Source organism: Paenibacillus sp. FSL R5-0378 (assembly GCF_038009285.1).
Taxonomy (GTDB): domain Bacteria; phylum Bacillota; class Bacilli; order Paenibacillales; family Paenibacillaceae; genus Paenibacillus_AQ; species Paenibacillus_AQ favisporus.
Window position 1 is genome coordinate 4,963,955 of the sequence record NZ_JBBPAY010000001.1, and the last position, 19,546, is coordinate 4,983,500.

The window sequence follows — 19,546 nt, forward strand, 5'->3', positions numbered from 1 at the left end:
GACACCTCCATAAAATTGATGTTATGTTGTCTGTATGAATGAAATCAGTTTCCTACCTGCCAACCTCCATAATATAGAGCAGCTGTTTAATGGAATTCCGGCAAGGAATGGATCGTTCTATTGTAGTTTAACCTGAATCCATGCTCATTCAAGTCATTATAGTCCTAAATCAGGGTAGTTCTGGGCCTGATCCTTTTGTCCCCCTGGTTGTTGTGATTCAAGTAAAATACTTGTAGCGTTACCTCAGAACGTATTCTCATCATCAGACCCGTTTCATAGCTGGTACTCAGATGTAAAATTTCTCCTTGAACCTTACGCAGCGTCATGTCCTAAGATTCAATTGCCGGCAAAAAATTAAAAAGGGAGATCGATGATGATGACGAAACGGCAACTTCAACACAGCACACCGTTTTTTAAGGATGCAAGACGAGGAGTGGGTTCAAAATGAGCAGCACATCATACAGCAATGGGCTGAACGCCGGCCTAAAGGAATGGATCGGACTTGCCGTACTGGCTCTGCCCGCCCTTCTGGTCTCGATTGATCTCTCCGTGATGATCCTCGCGCTGCCGCATATCAGCGCCGACCTGGGCGCAGATAGCGCTCAGCAATTATGGATCATCGACATCTACGGATTTATGCTCTCCGGATTTCTAATCACGATGGGCTCGCTGGGAGACCGGATCGGCCGCAGGAAGCTGCTGATGATCGGCGGAATCTCTTTTGCGGCAGCGTCCTTATTAGCCGCCTTTGCTCCAAACGCCTGGACTCTGATTGGAGCACGTGCGCTGCTGGGAATCGCCGGGTCAACGGTCGCTCCCTCGACTTTAGCTTTAATCAGCAGCATGTTCCGCAATCCCAAGCAGCGCTCTCTCGCCATTGGCATATGGATGATGTGCTCCATGGGCGGCATGGCGCTTGGTCCGGTTTTCGGCGGCATGCTGTTAAATCACTTTTGGTGGGGCTCGGTATTCCTGCTTTCCTTGCCCATCATGTTGATTTTGGTCCTTACCGGACCCGTTCTGCTGCCGGAATATCGTCATCCCCAAACCGGCCCTCTGGATGTAACAAGTGTTTTGTTGTCGTTGCTTACTATTTTGCCGGTCATCTATGGACTTAAACAAATAGCCAAATACGGCCTGCAAATTGTACCATTACTGCTTGTATTCGCTGGCTTAATCTTTGGCGCATTTTTTATTGCGAGGCAGAAAAGGTTGACCAGTCCATTGCTGGATCTGCGTCTATTTGCGAACCGGGGATTCAGCTCCGCGCTTGGAGGCATGTTCTGCATCACATTTACGGGAGCAACGATGCTCTATATCGGGCAGTATTTGCAATTCGTAAAGGGGCTGTCTCCGCTTGAAGCAGGGTTATTTATGCTCCCCGGAGCCATCGCCTCCATGGCCGGGATGTTACTCTCACCGCTTGCCGCACGCCTGGTGCGCCCGGCTCGCCTGATCGGAGGAGGCCTGTTGATCTCCGCGGCAGGATGTCTGTTCCTCACTCAGGTGGGCAGTGATTCCGGACTCACCTATCTTGTCATCGGGTATATGCTGTTCAACTTGGGAGCTGCTCCATTACCGAGCCTGTCCAGCGATCTGGTGATCGGCTCGGTCTCGCCGGCAAAGGCAGGATCGGCCGCAGCCATGCTGCAAACAAGCGGAGAATTTGCGTTTGCGCTGGGCATTGCCGTTTTGGGCAGCATCGGCACCGTCGTATACCGCAGCCAGGTGACGAGCTCGATCCCTGCCAACCTCCCGGAATCCTCTGCACAACTCTCTCGCGACAGTTTGACCGGGGCGATCGAGACAGCAAAAAGTCTCACATTGGAAGCCGGTACTTCGCTCGTCGAGGGGGCAAGCAAAGCTTTTATGGGCGGGTTTCACGCGATTGCGGCGGTTAGTGGAGTCATCATGCTTGGTATCATCGTTTTGGTCGCGATCCAGTTCCGTCACTTACGGCCGATTGGAGAGAACCAACCTGTCCAAGCCGAACGTATTCCCGAAACAGAGCATTCCCTGCTCTAATGAATAATGATCTAGAATAGCCTTGGCATTAGGCCAAGGCTATTTGCATAATAAAATCCGTTTGTTCTTCATCACCCATATAAAAAGAGTGCGCACCGGTTTGAACAAAACCTATCTTTTTGTAAAAGTGAATGGCGTTCTCGTTCTTTTCCCAAACTCCGAGCCACAATCTCTTTTTGTTATGAGTTTTAGCGATATCCATCGCTTGGTTGATTAAATATTGGCCAAGCCCTTTTCTTTGAAACTTGCTTCGAATATAAATCCGTTCAATTTCAAGCGACTCATCGCCCATGGGTTCGGTCTGGGCATCATTCATATTGACCTTTAATAATCCGGCAAGTTCATCTTGGAAATAGACGAAATAGAACTCCGAAGAGCTATGAGCCAATTCTTTTTCCAACTGTTCCTCGTTAAATGCCTTCTCCAAATAGGCCATCAAATTCTCCGGTGAATTCTGGTCTTTAAATGTGTCCGTAAATGTTTCGATGCTGATTTCCTGGAGCCGCGGTAAATCTTCACGGCTGCACTTGGTTATGCTTACTGTCATGTTAGTCGAAGGCTCCTTTGTCGAAAATCAATAACCCCTCTTGTTCCCCTTTTTGACGTATTCCCAATCCACTTCGATATTCTTTCTAACCCTTTGCAGAAGTTTAAAAATGGTATCTGTTTCTTCTTCCGAAAATCCTGCTAACGCGACCCGATTCGAATGATCATGTTCTCTTTGGATAAAAGGATACACCGATTGCCCTTTTTCCGTCGGAAAAAGTTTTTTGATCTTTCGGTTATGCTCGTCCGCCTTTTTCTCAATAAAGCCATTCGTTTCAAGCTTTTGTATGGCACGGGCTGCAGTAGTCCGATCTACCTTAATCATTTCGGCTAACTTTTCTTGAATGATCCCCGGGCTCTCGCAAATCCGGACAAGATACAAATATTGCCCTTTCGTCAGGTCATATTCCTTAAATTCGATGTTGCTAATTGAATCCAACGCCCTGGCAATCATTCCGATTTCACGCAGAATTTCTTTCATGGGCAGCTCCTCATCCTTTTCAACTGATCAATCGTTCTTGATCCATATTATATTATTTTTATTGCATTTGCAACAAAACGAAAAGTGCGAATGATTTAAGTAGTTATTAGTTAAATACAACATCAGATTGTTTAGAGCGTAACCTTAAGGCGCTTTCGGCAGATCCAGGCCGTTCATGACATAGGGGCGAACAATGCCCACAAGTAAATCGGTTCGGTCATTCTCTCCCACCGTTAACCAAGCATGCGCAGCGCCATAAATCGCAGAGGCAGTCATCGCCGAGATGATTTTCGTTTGTCTGTCTTCCATAAAATGAAGATTCCCTCTCCGTAAAATGTTCTCAATGGATTGCTGCAGCAGCTGCTTGATTTTCTCATCGACGAGCGATGCAATCGGTTTGGAATCCATTCTGTATATCTGATAAAAATCCATTATGTAGTGGTAAGTCATCATGATCAGCCCGTCACAGATTTCATCCGTAAAGTCGCGTGCATTCAGCACTTGATCAGGAATTCGATCGCGAAAAGCCTGCTCCGTGATTTCTTCCAGCAAAGCGTATTTATCTTCATAATGCGCATAGAAGGTAGCGCGGTTAATCGTTGCTCTTTGTGCGATATCGTTAATGGTTATGGAATCAAAATCTTTCTTTCGGAGCAGCTCCCTGAACGCTTCCCTGATTAACTGCCGTGTGCGCAATACCCTCGGATCCTGCTGATTTACCATATCCAGCCTCCTGTTAAAACATCAAATTTCAAAATGTGTTGTCTATGCAACGTTCCGCTTCATCTGCCGATTGAAATCAGAAGCTTGCCATACTATCATCTTACCCAACAGATGTTGCTTAAGCAATCTCTGACTAATTCATGGAAGGGGTAGATCTTGTTGAATACGATAAAAAAGAGACTTTTAATATTTGGCGCAGGTATCGTTGGCAGCATATACGCGCTCCGGTTTGCCCAATCGGGTCTGGATGTCACACTGTTGGCTCGGGGAAAGAGGCTGGACGCCATTCAAAAGAACGGGCTGCGTTACAACGATCACTGCACGATAAAACAAATGTCGATCAAGACGATCGGGAAGCTTGAGGACGACGATATTTACGATTTTATCTTTGTTCCGGTACGGTTTGATCAAGCCGAATCCGCCCTGTCTGCGATCAAAAATAACCAGAGCCAAACGATTGTCACTTTGACCAACACCGTCAGTTATGAATCCTGGCTTGATATCGTGGGTGACCGGCTGCTCCCCGGATTTCCCGGGGCAGGTGGAGACATGAAAGAGGATGTACTATACGCCCAATTCGGCTCGGAAAAACATCAAGGGACCATTTTTGGTGAAATCAATGGGCAGACGAGCGAAAGGGTCAAAGAATTGGTCGAAATACTTGAAACGGCAGGTTTGCATTATGAGATCCAACACGATATGTATGCATTCCATGTTTCGCATGCTGCGGTTGCCGTGGGCAACAAGCATTTCTATACGGACGAGGGTGTGGTCGATCTGGAGACTGCAAGAAGCGAACGCACGCTCAGCAAGATCGCGGCTGATATTAAACAAAATCTTCGCTTGGTCGAGCTGGCCGGAATCCCGGTCATACCGACCGAAACGAAGGCCATGGGGGAAATGCCGGAACAAGATCTTACTGCGATGTACCGCCAGATGCTGAGCAATGATTTTATCATTGATGTCATGCTCGGGGATCATGCTATCAGTCAAAGAGCAGAAATTATGCTGTTAGATGAGAAATTTCATGAAAAGTTTTCTGTGGGGCAATAACACCAGGTCGGCTAGCCCGGTTAATCCCATGCAACAAGAAGCGGCAGTCTAGGACTTACGAGCCCTAGTCTGCCGCTCTTCATAACAAATAGGCATTTTAGATGAAATTGGTACTGCTGCGTTTTCGGACGGCTTTTTTCGCTTACAGCAGGATCAGCGTTAGAATTACAAATTGCACGGAACCGACAATTTCCATGATGCCTACCCTCATCGGCTTTAACGGTTTGCCGGAGTACATCCATGTCTTGATCAGCGGATAAACAAATGGCAAGCACATCCAAGGGCTGAGCAAAAGCAGCGGCAGTATCAGCGCGATGAGATGATATACCTTCGCATAGATGGTCCACCGTTTATTTTTCCGCTCACGAAATACGGATTTAACGAAAAAAACGGTTCCCATAAAGTACAGGAAGTTGTACAGCAGAACCTCCGCCAGTTCCCCGCCCCATGTTCCGCCACCCAGCAGATAAGCCGCCGCGCCAGCGGTGCAGAACAGCAGAATGGCGCAAACATCGTTCAGCAGCGCCCGCTCGGACTTTCGCCGCACATGCCAGATATTTACGGCGAGAAGCAGGATAAGTACCGGAGCGAACCAGAACAGCCATAACTCCTGAAGCAGCACCGGAATGAGGCACAGGAGGGCCACCGCCGCATAACCTGCCCCCCATTTAAGCAACCAGGTCCGCTTGGTCGTCTGTTTTAAAGCCTGCAGCAGCGGATAGGATGACAAATACAGGAACAGCCAGGCAAGGAACAAGGGGAGATGCAGAAGAACGGGGTTCGCCGCCATCATGCCGATGATAAAGGGAATGCTGACCATCGCCCAGCCCCCGTGCTCCCGTGGAATGACCATGCTTATTTTTTTCATACGCCTTCTGCTCCTTTTCCATGGCTGGCTGTTCACGACTTTGGGTTCAGGCCGCTCAGCCGCCGATATAGGACATACCAATCTTTTTCCGGCTCATCGCCGTTTGTTCCGTTCGCTCTTCCGAATACCGGTCTTCCCGCTTCTCCCACACGCCGCGGATGGCCGCAAGCAGCTGTTCATCCGATGCGCCGGATCGCAGCAGGGTTCGGAGATCGAACCCTTTGGAAGCAAACAGACAGGAATACATTTTACCGTCCGAAGACAAACGGACCCGTGTGCAGGAAGAGCAGAATGCCTCCGATACGGACGAGATAAAGCAAACCTCGCTCTCCCCGTCTTTGTAGCGGTACCGTTTGGATACTTCCCCGGGATAACGCGGAGAGACCGGCGTCAGCTCGGCATCGCCACCTAGGCGTTCGAAGATGTCCCGCTTCGTCAGGACCTGCTGCATACGCCAGCCGTTGTCGTTTCCCACGTCCATAAATTCGATGAAGCAGAGCGTGATGCCGAGTTTTTTAAAAAAAGCCGCCATCGGGACGATCTCCTGATCGTTGAGGTCTTTCTGCACGACCATATTTACTCTAACCTCGATTCCGATGCTGCGAGCGCGTTCCATGTTGACGATAATGATAGACGGCTGTATGCCCCTTCCGTTGATAAGGCCGAAGCGTTCCGGATCGAGCGCATCCAGGCTTACATTCACCCGGCGAAGCCCGGCATGATGGAGGCTCTCTGCCTGCCCCCCAAGCAGTAGGCCGTTCGTTGTCAGCCCGATATCATCGATCCCCGGAATAGCAGCAAGCATACGAATGAGCTCGGGAAGTCCACGGCGCAGCAGGGGCTCACCGCCGGTCAGGCGGATCTTTCGCACGCCAAGCGATGCGTATACCTTGGCTGCCCGTGTAATTTCCTCAAATGACAGCAGCTGCTCCTTGGGCATGAAGGCATAATCATCCCCGAAGATCTCCTTCGGCATGCAGTATGTGCATCGGAAATTGCATCGGTCCGTCACGGAAATCCTCAGGTCGCGCATCGGTCTAGCCAGCTGATCCAACTGGGGGTTCGCCGCCATGTTTCCTTCCTCCTTCGTATAGCCGTACATGCTTCAGCCCGCTTTATCCTTGCAGCTGCGGACTGCTTTTCAGCTTTGAGCTTCCGCCTCCATAGCGGTCGTTTGTAGGCTTGTTCGTAATATCGCTGAACGTTCCGACATATTGGATAACGTCTCCGGCATCATCTTTAACTGCATTAATGATTAATAACTCTAAATACTCCTCGCCATTTTTTCGCCGGTTCCAGATCTCCCCCTGCCAGCTTCCCCGCTCCTTGATTTCCGCCCACATGGTGCTGTAGAAATCACCGGATTGACGGCCGGACTTCAGGATGCTCGGATTTTTGCCGATCACTTCCTCCTCCGTGTAGCCCGTCAGCTTCGTGAATGCCGGGTTCACGGCATGGATCTTTCCGCTCAGGTCCGTCACGAGAATGCCTTGCCCTGTGGAATTGAACACCTCCGAGGAAACGGCCAGTTTATCTTGATAAAACATCCAGACAACGATGACGAGGCTGGCGAGCGCTACCTGGGATAGCGCCATGAACCCGATGGAATACTGCCCGGTCACCGAATGAATGAAGGAAAGCATCAGCGGCGGGAAGAAGCCGCCAAGGCCGCCCATCATGGACACGATCCCGTTCACGATCCCCGCCTGCTTGTTGAAATACAGCGGCACCAGTTTAAAAATGATCCCGTTGCCAAGTCCGGCGCCTACCGCGATGGTTAAGCAACCCACGGTATAGAGGCCGATCGACGGAGAGAACGCCAAGATGATGGCTGCAATCGTAAGTCCGACGAATACACCCATTAACAGGAACAGCGGCTTAAAACGGTCCGCCAGCCACCCGCCCACCGGTCGCAGGAAGGTCGCCACCACGATGAAACCGGCCGTGCGCATCCCCGCATCCACCTTCGCCAGCTCAAAATTCGTAACCAGGAAGTTGGGAAGGTAAACCGTAAACGCAACGAACGAACCGAAGGTGATGAAATAGAACAATGAAAAATACCACAGCTTATCGTTTTTATAGACGCCTTTGATCTGCTCCATGAGCGGCGTTTTGACCTTCGTTTCTTTGCGGTCACCCAGGAATACGTTCAGCACCGCAAACGCGAGCAGCAGAATTAAATACAGCTGGACGGTACGCTCCCACCCGATTTGCGTAGCAATGACAGGTGCGGCAAAGGTGGTAATGGCTGTACCGACATTGCCCATTCCATAAATTCCATTGACCAAGCCCAGCTTTTCTTTCGAATAATATTTAGGGAGCGAGGTGACACCTACCGAGAAGACGGCTCCTCCGATACCCAAGAACAGGCCGCCGATCACAAGATGCGTAAAGGATGTGGCCGTGCTGATAAAATAAACCGGGAACAGCAGCAGAATAAAGCTTGCGATAAACACGATCCGTGCACCCAGGACGTTGGCGTAGTATCCCAGCGGCAAACGGAGCACCGAGCCCAGCACCACCGGGATCGCGGTCAGGATCGCCAGCCGGTCGGCCGGGATGGATATGTCCTCCCGAATGAACGGCAGCAATGCGGAAATGATGACCCATACCATAAATCCAAGCACCAAATTCATCGTCTGCAGCGGCAGCTGCGCTTTTTTGATCATTTCAACCACCTTTTCTGAACATGATAAATGGCTGACTTCATTGATCCCCATGCCTTATTGTACGTGACGATATTCACAAAGATAATAGGGAAGTTCCCTGAATTCGTCAGGGGAACTTCCCTATATTCTGTGGCTGGAACACCCGGTATCCTTAAAAATGCTAGAAATCCAGCAGTTTTTTCTTTAGTGCATACTCCACCAGCTCCGGCCGGCTTTTCAGGTTCAGCTTCTCCATAATTTTGGCCTTATGGGCCTCCACCGTTTTGACGGAGACATACAGCTTCTCCGCAATCTCTTTGTTGCCGTAGCCTTTGGCGATGAGCGGCAAAATCTCGATTTCCCGGGGGGAGAGGCTGTTAAACGGATCGTTGTCCGCGCTCTCGCTGTCCTTTTTAATATACTCCCGAACCAGGGACGTGGCCATTTGCGGATGGATGTAGGTTCCTCCCTTGTGCACCATCCGGATGGCCGAGACCAGCTCTTCATCCGGCGCGTTTTTGAGCACGTAACCGGAGGCGCCGTTTTTCAGCACATGGAACAAATAGTCATCGTCATCATACATGGTGAGGATAAGTATTTTCGTATTCGGAAAATCATTGCTGATCTTGCCCGTGGCAATCAGGCCGCTCTCGCCCGGAGGCATGCTGAGGTCCATCAGCAGCACGTCCGGTTGGTGCTTGGCTACCATGGCGTAAGCCTCCATGCCGTCAGCGGCCGTCGCGACGACTTCCATATCCTCCTGGTAGTTCAGAATCATGGAAAAGCCGCTCCGGACCACCGCATGATCATCCGCTATGACAATTTTCATCGTGTATCGGTCTCCCTCTCCCTCTCGTTATCCTCTGAACACGGAATGCGCAGCTCCACCTTTGTCCCTCCGCCGATGGCCGAATACAGCATGAACTGGCCGCCGACAAGCTCGGCGCGCTCACGCATCCCGTATAGGCCAAGGCCGGTGCCCTTGGCTTCATTCTCATTCATATTGAATCCTGTTCCGTCATCCTTGACGGTCAGCTGAAGGACTCCGTCCTCTTCGCATAACCGGACGTACACCTCGTCGGTACCGGCGTATTTCAGCGCGTTCAGGACGGCTTCCTGGCATACGCGGTAGACCACGGTCTCGATCTCGCTGCCGTATCGGGCTGCGGACAGCTCCGCCGAGAAATCGACGAGCAGGCCGTAGTTTTTCTCGATCCATTTGAAATGCGAGCGGAACGCCGCTTCCAGCCCCAGGTCATCGAGCGAGGCCGGCCGCAGCTCCACGGACAAATGGCGGATGTCGTCCAGCAGCCGCGTCAGCGACACTTCGGTCTGCTGCAGCTTCTTCAGTACATCTTCGCCAACCTCCATATATTTGACCACGCGCAGGTCCACAAGCGAGCTGAGCAGCTCCTGGGCGACACTGTCATGCAGTTCCCGGGAAATCCGCTTTCGCTCGTCCTCCTGCGCTTTAATGACGTATTTCAGCAGATTCGAGCGCTGGAGCATCTCCTGCGTCTTCTGCTGTTTAGTCAGGTCCAACAGCATGAGCACGCGGATTCCCCGCTCCTCGTCAATGGTATGATAGCTGGCTGCATAAGGGACGACGCCTTCGCCCCGGGTTTGGAGATAGACCTGGAACGAGGAAAAATCCCCTTTCGGATAGTCCAAATAGCATTTGGAGCACGAAATCTGGTCTTTTTCATCCGTGTAGCCCTTGCACGCCTGGCAGAAGGAATCGTCGACGCCGGACTGCATCCGTTCGATCACGTCGATATCCAGAATGTTCTCCGCGGCCGGGTTCATGGCGACGACACTGCCTTTTTCATTGATAAAAAAGATCGCCTCCATGCTGTTCGCATACATCTTCTTCAGCAGATCATTTAAATGTTCATCTGTCATCCGAATCAAGGCTGTCCCACCTCCCCCGCATGAAAAGCGCCAAATTCCCTGCCAAGTCCCTCCTGGAACTGGTCGAAGGCTGCTTGGGTCAGGCGGTTCTCCGCACGGTAGCCCACCAGCAAGACGCCTTGAACCCGCGCTGCTTCCCATAGCGGGATGGCCCCGAGGCTCTTCAGCTGCTCCGCCACGATGATCGGATAATTGAACAAATCCCGGGATTCGATATCGGTGTTCACATTTTGGATCAGCATCGGTTTGCCGGTTTTGAACACGATGCCCGCAATGCCTTTCCCTGAATGCAGGACAATCCGCTTATAGCGATCGTTCATGTTGCCGGAGGCATATTGCCAGGTCAATACGAATCGGTCCTCAGCCGGCTGAACCAGAGCCAGGGACACGAAATCGAATTGAAACCGGTCCCGGAGCTTTTCGATTTCCGCTTGGTATTGATAGTTCGGCTGATTCTTCATGGCCATAGCTCCCCTTGATGTAGAAAAGAAGGCTGTTCGCCTTCTTTGGTCTACGATTCATAATTGCGGTGCTTCCTATAAAGGATATATCTTCTGCCTACATAATTCAACGGAACGCTCCATACGTGCACGAGCCGGGTAAACGGCCACAGCGCGAAAATCCCGAATCCGGCCAAGATGTGAATCTTGAACGACAGCGGCACATTTACCATCAGCGCCGCATCCGGGCGCAGCATAAACAAATCCCGGAACCAGACAGAAATGCTCTCCCGGTAGTTGAACTCCGGCTGGACAGCGTTCGTCACCAGCGTACTGTACATGCCCATGAACACAATGAACAGCAGCAGCACATTGACGATCATGTCCGACGCGGAGCTGAGCCTGCGGACATGACGGATCGTGAACCGGCGCGAGGTCAGCAGAATCATGCCGCCCAAGGTCAGCAGGCCAAAGGCGCTGCCGATATATACCGCGCCGATATGGTACATATGGTCGCTGACTCCCGCTGCTTCCATCCACGATTGGGGAATAACCAGGCCGGCGACATGGCCTCCGATCACGGGGATGATGCCCAGATGGAACATCAGGCTGCCCAGCCTCAGCTGCTTTTTCTCGATAAACTCACTAGACTTGGCCGTCCAGTTGAACTGGTCGGTACGGTACCGGTAAATATGTCCGACGACAAACACCGCGAGGCACACATAGGGGAATATGACCCATAGAAACTGGTTAATCATGCTCATGCGCCTCCGTTTCCTGCTGGATACATGCTTTAAATGTTTCGCGCAGGCCGCGGATCAGATGAGCGTACGGACTGCCGGACTTCTCCAGCTCCTTCAGCAGATGGTAGGTGCCGTCCTCCATGACCGCCAGCATGAGATCCAGGCTCTCTGCCGCTTGCTTTTCATGCCCCTGCCAGTTGGCCGCATAGACGAATTCGCACATGAGGGGCAGGTAATCGGACAGCTCGGAGCCGGCGATATCGAGGCCGTACAGCTGATACGTCTCCTTGAGCTTGGCCAGCATTTGTCCCCTGTCCCGGCTGTCCTCAAATTTATGGAAGGTCATGTACAAAGTCGTTTTTTTCTGAAAATCGAACGTCTGAACGTACATCTCCTCGATCTGCTCCATGCTGTATTCATGCATCAGGTCCCAGAATGTACGGACCGAAGGATAGGCCGGATGTTTGGAGTCCAGCGACTCCGCCAGCACAGACGGGTGGAAATCCAGCTTCTCCGGGTAAGTCAGCATCTGGGCGAAAAATCCGAATACGGTTTGATCGTTCTGCAGCTTTTCGAGATTAATCACGCCAGATCCCCCCATAGAAATTTTCTTCGTACAGTTCCTTGCCGGTTTTGCCCTGCGGGCTTGCCGGTCCGCAGCCGCTGCAGCCCATGCTGAAGCCTTCGAGGCCTTGGGAGCGGTACACATCCATATGGCTTTCTTTGTGCGATGTCGGTACAACAAACCGGTCATCGTATTTGGCAATGGCAAGCAGCCGGTACATCTGCTTCATTTGACCTGCCGTCAGGCCGACCCGCGCCAGCCTCGCTTCGTCAAATTCGGCACCGGACGACTGGGCCCGCATGTAGGAGCGCATCATTGCCATCTTCTGCAGAGCATCCTTCACCGTTGTCGTATCCCCTGCCGTCAGCAGGTTGGCGAGGTACTGAATCGGCGTGCGCATCTCCTCGATCGCCGGGAAGATCATGTCCGGATTTTCGATCGAATCCCTGCCTTCAAAGTAGTTCATGATCGGGCTGAGCGGCGGCACGTACCATACCATCGGCAGCGTCCGGTACTCCGGATGAAGCGGGAAGGCCAGCTTGTATTCGATGGCGAGTTTATAGACCGGCGAGTTTTGGGCTGCCTCGATCCATTCCTCGGACAGTCCGTCTTTGCGCGCCTGCTCGATCACCGCCGGATCATGCGGATCAAGGAACAGGCTGCATTGCGCCTGGTACAGATCCTTTTCATCCGGCATCGAGGCCGCTTCCTGCACGCGGTCGGCGTCATACAGCATCACACCCAAATACCGGATGCGGCCGGTGCAGGTCTCCGAGCATACCGTCGGCAGCCCTGCTTCGATTCTTGGAAAACAGAAGGTGCACTTCTCGGCCTTGTTCGTTTTCCAGTTAAAGTACACCTTTTTGTATGGGCAGCCGGTCATGCAGTAGCGCCAGCCCCGACACGCTTCCTGGTCCACGAGCACGATGCCGTCCTCGTCCCGCTTGTACATTGCGCCCGAAGGGCAGGACGCTACACAGCTGGGGTTCAGGCAGTGCTCGCACAGGCGGGGCAAATACATCATGAACGTCTGCTCGAAATTGAACTTGATCTCTTCCTCGATCTTTTCGATATTCGGATCCTTCGGACCCGTTACATGGGCGCCTGCCAGATCATCCTCCCAGTTCGGGCCCCATTCTAGGTTCATCGTTTCGCCGGTCACCGCCGATTTCGGGCGGGCCACAGGCTGATGCTTCTTCTCACCGGAGTTGGTCAGATGCTCATAGTTATAGGTCCATGGCTCGTAGTAATCCTTCATTTCCGGCATATCGGGATTGTAGAAAATTTTGCCGAGCGCGATTTTGGACAGCTTGCTGCCGGATTTCAGCTGCAGCTTGCCCTTTTTCAGCGTCCAGCCTCCCTTGTATTTCTCCTGGTCCTCCCAGCGTACCGGGTAGCCGACGCCCGGCTTCGTTTCCACATTGTTGAACCACATATATTCCGCGCCAGGACGGTTCGTCCAGGTGCTCTTGCAGGTGACGCTGCACGTATGGCAGCCGATGCATTTATCCAAATTCATGACCATGGCGACTTGCGCTTTAATCTTCAAGCCAATCCACCTCTTTCATTTTGCGGACAGCCACGTACACATCCCGCTGATTGCCGATCGGTCCGTAGTAATTGAATCCATAGCTGAGCTGGGCGTAACCTCCGACCATCTGGGTCGGCTTCACGTGAATTCGCGTCGGTGCGTTGTGACTGCCGCCGCGGTCCTTCGTGATTTCCGAGCCTGGCACGTTGATGTGCTTATCCTGCGCATGATACATGTACATCGTGCCTTTCGGCATCCGGTGGCTGACGACGGCACGGGCGGTGACGACGCCGTTGCGGTTGTAGACTTCCAGCCAATCGTTGTCCTGGATGTCGTTTGCCGCCGCATCGTCATTGTTGATCCATACCGTCGGCCCGCCGCGGAACAGCGTCAGCATGTGCAGGTTATCCTGGTATGTGCTGTGGATGTTCCATTTGCCGTGCGGCGTCAGATAGCGGAGCACGAGTGTGTCTTTACCGCCGGTAATCTGCTTGTCGCGCGGACCGAATACCATCGGCGGCAGCGTCGGCTTATAGACCGGCAGCGCTTCGCCGAATTGCAGGAAAATTTCGTGATCGATATAGAAATGCTGTCTGCCCGTCAGCGTCCGGAAGGGCACATGCCGCTCGATATTCGTCGTGAACGGCGAATATCTTCTCCCCATTTTGTTCGAGCCGCTGAACACCGGCGTCGGGATGACTTCCCGCGGCTGGGCCGTGATGCTCTGAAACGTGATGCGCTCCGCCGCGCGGTCCGCGGAGATGTCTTTCAGGCTTACGCCGGTGTCATTCTCCGCCGACTCCCAGGCTCGCTGTGATACTTTGCCGTTCGTCGCCGAAGAGATATGAAGAATGGCGTCCGCCGCATTTCTGGCGGTATGCAGCTTTGGCAGGCCGTTTTTGATCGTGTCGTCGTCATAGCTTCCGTTCATGCGCTTCAGCTCTTCGTACTCCTCGGCCACCGAGAAGCTGACGCCGTGCGCCCCGATTTTGCCTGCCGCCAGGCTCGGGCCGAGCGTCACGAATTTATCGTAAATTTTCGTATAGTCGCGTTCGACAACGGTCAGGTTCGGCATCGTTTTACCCGGAACCGCTTCGATCTCGCCCTTGCGCCAATCGAGCACCCTGCCGTAAGGCTGGGCAATTTCGCTGATCGAATCATGCGCCAGCGGGCTGGCCACGAGGTCCTTGTATACGCCGGGAAGATGCGTTTTGGCCATCTCCGAGAAGGTTTGTGCAATCGTCCGGTAAATGTCCCAGTCCGAGCGCGATTCCCACAGCGGATCCACCGCCGGATTGAACGGATGGACGAATGGATGCATGTCGGTGGAGGACAAGTCGGTTTTCTCGTACCAGGTCGCTGCCGGCAGCACCACGTCGGCATACATCGGCGTTGAGGTCATCCGGAAGTCGAGCGCGACCAGCAGGTCCAGTTTGCCTTCCACGTTTTCGCGCCACACCATTTCTTCCGGCTTCTCGTCTTCGTTCGGCGTCGAGAGCAGGCTGTCCGAAGCGCCAAGCAAATGCTTCATGAAATACTCCTGCCCTTTGGCGGAGCTGGAAATGAGGTTCGAGCGCCATACGAACAGCGATCTCGGGAAGTTTTCCGGCGCATCGGGATCTTCGGCGGCGAACTTGGTATCTCCAGAGACGATTTGCGTTAACGCATGCTTCACGATCTCCTCGTTGGTCGTCTTCCCACGGTTGGCCGCTTCCTCCGCGAACGCCAGGCTGTTCTTGTTGAACTGCGGATAGGACGGCAGCCAGCCGAGTCTCGCGGCAAGGACGTTATAATCCGCCGGATGCTGGTAACGGATGTCCCCGCCCGTAGGCGATTTCAAGGAATCGGCACCCATTTCTTCGTACTTCCACTGGTCGGTCGCAAAATAAAAGAACGACGTCGCATTTTGCTGCCGCGGCGGCCCCTGCCAGTCTTTGGCGAAGGCGATTGTGGACCAACCCTCGATCGGGCGGCATTTTTCCTGGCCGACGTAATGTGCCCAGCCGCCGCCGTTCACACCTTGGGAAGCCGTCAAAATGACCAGGTTCAGAATCGAGCGATAGATCGTGTCGCTGTTGAACCAGTGGTTGATGCCCGCGCCCATGATGATCATGGAACGGCCGCCGGTATCCAGCGCGTTTTGCGCGAATTCCCTGGCTATCTGCACGACGATCGAAGCCTTCACGCCGGTAATTTTCTCCTGCCAGGCCGGGGTGTAGAAGGAATCCGCATCGTCGTATCCGCCCCCATGTGACTCGCTGTCGGTTGAGACAATACCGTATTGGCTTAACATCAGGTCGTATACCGTTGCCACGAGGCGTTCGGTCCCGTCGGCGAGCTGAATCTTCTTCGCCGGGATTTGGCGTTCGAACGTACCGTTGGCGTTATTGTCGAAGAACGGGAAGCAAATCGTCTGCCGCTCTGCTCCCAGGGATTCCACGGAAAGCGCCGGCGCAATGACCGATCCGTCCTCGCGTTCCAGCATCAGGTTCCACTTCTTGCCTGGCTCCCAGCGCTGTCCCATCGTACCGTTCGGAATCGTGATTTCACTTTTGTTTTCGTCGTAAATCACCGGCTTCCACTCCGCATGCGGGGTCGTATCACCCAGATCGCTTGCGCGCAGGAATCGACCGGCCTTATATCTGCCCTCATGCTCATCCAGCAGAAGAAGGAACGGCATGTCTGTATACTGCTTGGCGTAATTCAGGAACATCGGTTCCTGACGATCTTGATAAAACTCTTTCAAAATGACATGCGTCATCGCCTGAGCGACCGCCGCATCCGTTCCCGGATACGGGGCAAGCCAGTTATCGGCGAACTTGACGTTCTCCGCATAATCCGGCGCTACCGATACGACCTTCGTGCCTTTGTAGCGCACTTCCGTCATAAAGTGGGCGTCCGGCGTCCGCGTTAAAGGCACGTTCGAGCCCCACATGATCAAGTAGCCGGCATTGTACCAATCACTGGATTCCGGCACGTCGGTTTGCTCGCCCCAAATTTGCGGGGAAGCCGGCGGCAGGTCGGCATACCAGTCGTAAAAGCTCAGCATTTCGCCTCCGAGCAGGGAAATGAATCTCGCTCCCGATGCGTAGCTGATCATCGACATGGCCGGAATCGGGGTGAAGCCGGCAATGCGGTCCGGTCCGTATTTGCGGATCGTATAGATCAGCTGCGCGGAGATCAGCTTGGTCGCATCCGCCCAAGAGACGCGTACATGACCGCCTTTGCCACGCGCTTTTTTGTAGGTTCTTGCTTTTTCGGGGTCTTCCACGATGCTGGCCCAGGCTGCGACCGGGTCGCCATGCTGGTTCAGCGCTTCATTCCACATGTGCCACAGCTTGCCGCGCATATACGGATATTTCACGCGGAGCGGGCTGTATTCGTACCAGGAGAACGAGGCTCCGCGCGGACAGCCGCGCGGCTCGAATTCCGGCATATCGGGTCCGCAGGACGGATAATCGATCTGCTGATTTTCCCAGGTGATGATGCCGTTTTTTACAAACACCTTCCAGCTGCAGGAGCCTGTACAGTTAACGCCGTGCGTCGTGCGCACGACTTTGTCATGGGACCAGCGCTTGCGGTACATGTCCTCCCAGTCCCGGCTTTTCTCTTCAAGAACGGACCAGTTGTCCGAATAGCTTTCCAATCGTTTGAAGAACTTCAGTCCCTTCTTCCGTTTCATAGGACGGTTCAACTCCTTTACGTGAATGACCATGATCGGGGAATCAATGTGTCGTCCATTCGTATGACTTAATTATGAGAGCCTGCTGCTGCGTTTGGTATCAGGGAAACTCCTATATCGGGGCGAGAAATCCCTTTATTGGTGGGGAAGAGCTTCGCTTTTGCCGAGAAGAATGAAATTAAAGGATCGGGAAATGTCTTCTACTTTAGTCCATGGGGTGGGGATGGATTCCGGGTTCCAGCCGCTGTTGAATCCGCGTTCCCTAGATTTGATAGGGATGTAGGAACACGGATTCAAAGGCGGCACGTAAACTTTCCACCCCGAATCCATTCCCTATTTGGAGATACAGTTACGAAAGCGAAAACCTTTAATGAATTTAGACCCATTTACGGCTTCTCGTGCAGTTCCTTAATTGAGCGTCTGCCTGTGGTTTTCTCCCCTCTTGATCTCCCTCTTCCTTGAACGTTTGTTCGCCCGGTAGTATTCTTCGTTCACCTTCTGCTTGATTGACTCCATTGATCTACCTCGTAAGTCCTCTTTTCATTATCGACATCCCTCAGAATGCCAGAGCCCCGCTCTTTCATGCGAACTTCGGCAACCGAATGGAGTACTCCCCTTCCTCCCAAAAAAAGCCCCTCTTCACCTTGTGAAGAAAGGGGCTTCTAAACCACCGTTATCCGGATCAGCTGCACCGCTCGCGAATCCGCTCGAACAGCACGTTATTTTCCAAGTGGATGTGCTCGAAGGTGTCCTTTTCCAGCAGTCCAAGCCGCTGGTAGACAAGCCGATACGTGCCGCAGGCATCTGCCGGGAGGGCGAAATCGCCGGTCACTTCCCGCAGCTCCTTCAGCAGATTTCCGGCCTGCTCATGCTCCTCCTCCAGCCCGGACAGCAGCGGCCGAAGTTCCTCCAAATGCTGCGGATTCGGATTCGCCATAGATTTCAGGATCTGCGGAAATACGTTGTGATCTTCGTCCTCCGTATGCTCCTGCAGTTCACTTTTCAAATCCGCGAACAATTTCTGCACCCGCAGCAGCTCCGGATGACGTTCTCCATGGACGCGGGCCAGCTTTGTCATATAAGGCGTTAACGCGGGAAGTTCTTCGCGCAAAAAAGCGTGATGCTTGTTCTGAATGTATTCGATCAGCTCCGGTTCCGCCAGATCTCCAGGCCGGCTGTCCTGATACTCCGCCTTTCGTCTCCAGTGTCCGGATTTGATCCAGAACCGCGCTGGAATCGAGCTTCCGTGTAATCGCTGCTTCCTCCAGAGGGATTTTGCCTCCACAGCAAAAATCGATGCGCAATGCGCGGAACAGATCGGCTGACTGCGGTACGGCTGTGACGATGTCGGCAACGTGCGTTTGAAGCGTTAATTGACTCATTGAAAGGACCTCCTGTAGTGAATTCATTCCGATATCGTGATGCAGAACTCATTTACAGCCCCAGTATAAGGAATCTTCGAAGCCTGCCTTGTGATTCCAGTCATACCAAAAGCAAACGAAATGTGAAAACATCCACGGCAGAAAAAAAAAGCTTCCCACACCCTCCCGAACGGAGGATATGAAAAGCTAAATTGATTTGCATCGCCTGTTTAGGTTGTTTAAAATTTCTCGGGAAACTGTTTAACAATGCCTTCTGTCAGGATGTCCGCCAAATGAATCATATGGATCTCGTTTTTGTCGGTTGCCGCGATATCCGCTTTCCAGTCTCCCTTGAGGCAGTCAAGGACGATTTCCGTGATCAGCTGAAGGTGCGTGTACAGCATATCCTGCAGCTCTTTAAACGACCAATTCGGATTCGCAGCGCTTAAAAATTTGGCGATGTCGTCGGCGTTACGATGCCAATCCGCTTCTAGCTTTTGCACATCCGCCTGGTTACCCGCTTTGGCGGCGGCGACAATTTTCCCTGCAATGAGAATATGTTCTCTTAGAATCTCAGCCAGCTTATTACCGGCAGCTTCCCCGTAATAGGGTTTGATCACATTTCCGATGTCCTGCTGGTTCCGCAGGAGCCGGTCCAATACGTCCTGCTGATCCGGACGGTTCGATATGGCGCTGACAATATAACTTCTCGTCCAGATGGTATGGTCGATCCAAGCTTTCTGCATATCGGTTTTCAGCTGCACCATTTTAGGGCTGATACAAACCGGATTCTTCTTCCCATCCACCATGGCTTGTGCAGGTGCTGCGATCTGAATCACGCTGAAAATAAGCGTCAAGGTTATAAGTAAAGCCTTAAGCCGTTTGTTTTTCACTGTTATCTGCTCCTCTATACGTTTGGAATATATCAGGCTGTCTTAATATGGATAAAAAATACCCGATTTTATACAG

The 19,546-nt window shown here is 52.6% G+C and carries 16 protein-coding genes and 1 pseudogene; 2 read left to right on the forward strand and 15 right to left on the reverse strand.

The annotated features are described in order from the left end of the window. Positions 1-444: 444 nt before the first annotated feature. Positions 445-2,025, forward strand: a complete 1,581-nt coding sequence (locus tag MKY74_RS23000) for an MFS transporter (RefSeq protein ID WP_076164564.1) — start codon at positions 445-447, stop codon at positions 2,023-2,025. 28 nt (positions 2,026-2,053) lie between these two features. Here MKY74_RS23000 and MKY74_RS23005 read toward each other — a convergent pair whose 3' ends face one another. From MKY74_RS23005 to MKY74_RS23015, 3 genes are all read right to left on the reverse strand, one after another. Beyond that, positions 2,054-2,572, reverse strand: coding sequence for a GNAT family N-acetyltransferase (locus MKY74_RS23005; RefSeq protein WP_076164562.1), 519 nt, complete (start codon positions 2,570-2,572; stop codon positions 2,054-2,056). 27 nt (positions 2,573-2,599) lie between these two features. Next, a complete protein-coding gene (locus tag MKY74_RS23010; RefSeq protein WP_076164559.1) occupies positions 2,600-3,052 on the reverse strand; it encodes a MarR family winged helix-turn-helix transcriptional regulator in 453 nt (150 codons plus the stop codon). 144 nt (positions 3,053-3,196) lie between these two features. Further along, a complete protein-coding gene (locus tag MKY74_RS23015) occupies positions 3,197-3,775 on the reverse strand; it encodes a TetR/AcrR family transcriptional regulator (RefSeq protein WP_076164557.1) in 579 nt (192 codons plus the stop codon). A 159-nt stretch (positions 3,776-3,934) separates the two neighbouring features. Between MKY74_RS23015 and MKY74_RS23020 the strand changes: the two genes are divergently transcribed. Continuing rightward, positions 3,935-4,828 (forward strand): ketopantoate reductase family protein, encoded by an 894-nt coding sequence (locus tag MKY74_RS23020; protein ID WP_076164554.1) that lies wholly within the window; start codon positions 3,935-3,937, stop codon positions 4,826-4,828. Between the two features lie 142 nt (positions 4,829-4,970). Here the strand turns inward: MKY74_RS23020 and MKY74_RS23025 are convergent, their stop codons facing one another. The 12 genes and pseudogenes from MKY74_RS23025 to MKY74_RS23080 all read right to left on the reverse strand — a co-directional run bounded on the left by MKY74_RS23025 (position 4,971) and on the right by MKY74_RS23080 (position 19,470). Continuing rightward, positions 4,971-5,696 (reverse strand): YwiC-like family protein, encoded by a 726-nt coding sequence (locus MKY74_RS23025; RefSeq protein ID WP_076164552.1) that lies wholly within the window; start codon positions 5,694-5,696, stop codon positions 4,971-4,973. A 55-nt stretch (positions 5,697-5,751) separates the two neighbouring features. Further along, positions 5,752-6,768 carry a GTP 3',8-cyclase MoaA gene (gene moaA / locus MKY74_RS23030; protein ID WP_076169226.1) on the reverse strand — a complete coding sequence of 339 codons (1,017 nt, stop codon included), beginning with the start codon at positions 6,766-6,768 and terminating at the stop codon, positions 5,752-5,754. A gap of 43 nt (positions 6,769-6,811) precedes the next feature. Continuing rightward, the gene (locus MKY74_RS23035; protein WP_076164550.1) at positions 6,812-8,365 is read right to left on the reverse strand and encodes a nitrate/nitrite transporter; all 1,554 of its coding nucleotides are present in this window, start codon (positions 8,363-8,365) and stop codon (positions 6,812-6,814) included. 160 nt (positions 8,366-8,525) lie between these two features. Beyond that, the gene (locus MKY74_RS23040) at positions 8,526-9,173 is read right to left on the reverse strand and encodes a response regulator transcription factor (RefSeq protein ID WP_076164548.1); all 648 of its coding nucleotides are present in this window, start codon (positions 9,171-9,173) and stop codon (positions 8,526-8,528) included. Next, positions 9,170-10,255, reverse strand: coding sequence for a sensor histidine kinase (locus tag MKY74_RS23045; RefSeq protein ID WP_084203648.1), 1,086 nt, complete (start codon positions 10,253-10,255; stop codon positions 9,170-9,172). Before MKY74_RS23045 ends, MKY74_RS23040 begins: the two co-directional genes overlap by 4 nt. Continuing rightward, positions 10,252-10,716 (reverse strand): GAF domain-containing protein, encoded by a 465-nt coding sequence (locus MKY74_RS23050; RefSeq protein WP_076164546.1) that lies wholly within the window; start codon positions 10,714-10,716, stop codon positions 10,252-10,254. Before MKY74_RS23050 ends, MKY74_RS23045 begins: the two co-directional genes overlap by 4 nt. Before the next feature lie 50 nt (positions 10,717-10,766). Then, on the reverse strand, positions 10,767-11,459 hold the full coding sequence (gene narI, locus MKY74_RS23055) for a respiratory nitrate reductase subunit gamma (RefSeq protein ID WP_076164544.1): 693 nt from the start codon (positions 11,457-11,459) through the stop codon (positions 10,767-10,769). Beyond that, complete coding sequence (gene narJ / locus MKY74_RS23060) at positions 11,446-12,024, reverse strand: nitrate reductase molybdenum cofactor assembly chaperone (protein WP_076164542.1); 579 nt, start codon at positions 12,022-12,024, stop codon at positions 11,446-11,448. Before narJ ends, narI begins: the two co-directional genes overlap by 14 nt. Continuing rightward, positions 12,017-13,552 carry a nitrate reductase subunit beta gene (gene narH, locus MKY74_RS23065; protein WP_076164539.1) on the reverse strand — a complete coding sequence of 512 codons (1,536 nt, stop codon included), beginning with the start codon at positions 13,550-13,552 and terminating at the stop codon, positions 12,017-12,019. Before narH ends, narJ begins: the two co-directional genes overlap by 8 nt. Continuing rightward, complete coding sequence (locus tag MKY74_RS23070) at positions 13,542-17,216, reverse strand: nitrate reductase subunit alpha (RefSeq protein WP_076164537.1); 3,675 nt, start codon at positions 17,214-17,216, stop codon at positions 13,542-13,544. The genes narH and MKY74_RS23070 overlap by 11 nt, the downstream gene beginning before the upstream one ends. Positions 17,217-17,898: 682 nt before the next feature. After that, positions 17,899-18,598, reverse strand: a pseudogene (ric, locus tag MKY74_RS23075) (iron-sulfur cluster repair di-iron protein). A 218-nt stretch (positions 18,599-18,816) separates the two neighbouring features. Further along, positions 18,817-19,470: a glycosyltransferase gene (locus tag MKY74_RS23080; protein ID WP_208629209.1), complete on the reverse strand. Its 654-nt coding sequence runs from the start codon at positions 19,468-19,470 to the stop codon at positions 18,817-18,819. Positions 19,471-19,546: the final 76 nt, after the last annotated feature.

Excerpts from the sequence above, each read along its gene's own strand:
- MKY74_RS23000 (WP_076164564.1), top strand. The coding sequence starts at position 445 with ATGAGCAGCACATCATACAGCAATGGGCTGAACGCCGGCCTAAAGGAA.
- MKY74_RS23005 (WP_076164562.1), bottom strand. The coding sequence starts at position 2,572 with ATGACAGTAAGCATAACCAAGTGCAGCCGTGAAGATTTACCGCGGCTC.
- MKY74_RS23010 (WP_076164559.1), bottom strand. The coding sequence starts at position 3,052 with ATGAAAGAAATTCTGCGTGAAATCGGAATGATTGCCAGGGCGTTGGAT.
- MKY74_RS23015 (WP_076164557.1), bottom strand. The coding sequence starts at position 3,775 with ATGGTAAATCAGCAGGATCCGAGGGTATTGCGCACACGGCAGTTAATC.
- MKY74_RS23025 (WP_076164552.1), bottom strand. The coding sequence starts at position 5,696 with ATGAAAAAAATAAGCATGGTCATTCCACGGGAGCACGGGGGCTGGGCG.
- moaA (WP_076169226.1), bottom strand. The coding sequence starts at position 6,768 with ATGGCGGCGAACCCCCAGTTGGATCAGCTGGCTAGACCGATGCGCGAC.
- MKY74_RS23035 (WP_076164550.1), bottom strand. The coding sequence starts at position 8,365 with ATGATCAAAAAAGCGCAGCTGCCGCTGCAGACGATGAATTTGGTGCTT.
- MKY74_RS23040 (WP_076164548.1), bottom strand. The coding sequence starts at position 9,173 with ATGAAAATTGTCATAGCGGATGATCATGCGGTGGTCCGGAGCGGCTTT.
- MKY74_RS23050 (WP_076164546.1), bottom strand. The coding sequence starts at position 10,716 with ATGAAGAATCAGCCGAACTATCAATACCAAGCGGAAATCGAAAAGCTC.
- narI (WP_076164544.1), bottom strand. The coding sequence starts at position 11,459 with ATGAGCATGATTAACCAGTTTCTATGGGTCATATTCCCCTATGTGTGC.
- MKY74_RS23070 (WP_076164537.1), bottom strand. The coding sequence starts at position 17,216 with ATGAAACGGAAGAAGGGACTGAAGTTCTTCAAACGATTGGAAAGCTAT.